This is a genomic window from Saccharomonospora saliphila YIM 90502, assembly GCF_000383795.1.
GTDB classification, from domain to species: Bacteria; Actinomycetota; Actinomycetes; order Mycobacteriales; family Pseudonocardiaceae; genus Saccharomonospora; species Saccharomonospora saliphila.
Window position 1 is genome coordinate 1 of the sequence record NZ_KB912682.1, and the last position, 1,607, is coordinate 1,607.

Sequence of the window (1,607 nt, forward strand, 5' to 3'; positions counted from 1 at the left end):
GTCGGCGGCCAGCCCGGCCGCGACCCCGCCCGCCAGCCAGAGCCCCACGCCGAGAGTGTCGGCGCCGAGCTCCTCGCGGACCGGCACCGCGTGGGTGTCGAGCTGGCGGAGGATGCCCGGCAGATCCTCGGCGGGGTGCACGTTCGTGCAATAGGACAACACGGTCAGGCCCTCGCCCCGCGCAGCACCGAGTTCCCCGCGAAGGTCTCCGAGGTCGGCGCCGAGGTCTCCACCTCGTCGAGCATCAGCTTGCCGCTCTGCCCGTAGAAGGCCACCGGGTTGTCCCACAGCACGGTCTCGACATCGGCCTCGGAGAATCCGCCCGCGAGCATCGCCTGCCCGGTGCGGTAGGTCTTGAGCGGGTCCGACCGGCCCCAGTCGGCGGCCGAGTTGACCAGCATCCGCTCCGTGCCGTGCTCCCGCAGGATCGCCACCATGCGGTGCTCGTCCATCTTGGTGTCCGGGTAGATGGAAAAGCCCATCCAGCAGCCGGACTCGGCCACCGGGCCGACGGTCACCTCGTTGAGATGGTCGACCACCACCAGCGCCGGGTCGATACCGGACTCACGCACCACGTCGAGCGTCCGCCGGGTGCCCGCGAGCTTGTCCCGGTGCGGGGTGTGCACCAGTACCGGCAGTTCGTGCTCCAGCGCGAGTTCGAGCTGGCGGGCGAAGGCGGTCTCCTCGGCCTCGGTCATCGAGTCGTAGCCCACCTCGCCCACGGCCACCACGCCGTCCTTGGCCAGGTACCGGGGCAGCACGTCGAGCACCTCGGCACAGCGCGGGTCGTTGGCCTCCTTCGGGTTCAGCGCCATCGTGCAGTGGTGGCGGATGCCGAACTGGGACGCGCGGAAGCGTTCCCAGCCCACGAGCCCGTCGAAGTAGTCGGTGAACGAACCCACGCTCGTGCGCGGCTGACCCAGCCAGAAGGCGGGCTCGACGAGCGCGCGCACCCCGGCCGCGTACATGTTCTCGTAGTCGTCGGTGGTGCGCGAGGTCATGTGGATGTGCGGATCGAAGATCCTCATCGACGGTCCTTTCCGTCCGGTGTTCCGGCTCCGAGCGCGAGGACGGCCTCGGCGTCGGCGGGGACCGGCCGTCCCGCCGCCTCGCGTTCGGCCACGTAGTCGGTGACCATGCGGACCAGCTCGGCGTCGCAACGCTCGGCCAGTCCCGCCACCACCGCGGTGGGCACGCCGGTGAACAGGCATTTCAGCACGCCGTGGCGCCAGGTGTGCGCGTCGAGCCACGCGGCGGAGAAGGGTCCGAGCGCGGCGGCGATCAGACCGGTGTCGTTGGCCCGCAGCGCGTCGGCGACCAGGCTCAGGCCGGTGCCGACGACCCGCTCGTCCGCCGTGGGCAGCAGATGCAGGTTGCGCAGCACACCACGCCGTTCGGCGGTGTCGCCGTAGCGGTAGAGGGCCTCGACCTCCTCGGTGAGCGCGGTCGGCTCCAGCGTCTCGGACAGCGCCGCGAGCAGGCGGCCCCGCGCGTGGTCGTCCACGGTGCCGTGCACGAGACCGTCCGGATCGGACCCGCTCCGCACCGGGCCGCGCCCCACCTTCCGGCCCACCGAGGGAAACAGCGAGCGCACGCGGGCCGGGTCG

At 71.7% G+C, this 1,607-nt stretch carries 2 protein-coding genes and 1 pseudogene; all 3 read right to left on the minus strand.

Features of this window, described 5'->3' with window-relative positions; all coding sequences use genetic code 11:
• Nucleotides 1–162, minus strand: a pseudogene (locus SACSA_RS25305) (metabolite traffic protein EboE); the annotation flags it as partial.
• Nucleotides 163–164: 2 nt separating this feature from the next.
• Complete coding sequence (locus SACSA_RS0113975; protein WP_019816525.1) at nucleotides 165–1,028, minus strand: TatD family hydrolase; 864 nt, start codon at nucleotides 1,026–1,028, stop codon at nucleotides 165–167.
• On the minus strand, nucleotides 1,025–1,607 hold a 583-nt coding region (locus SACSA_RS0113980), incomplete at its 5' end, for an EboA domain-containing protein (protein WP_019816526.1). The genes SACSA_RS0113980 and SACSA_RS0113975, both read right to left, overlap by 4 nt.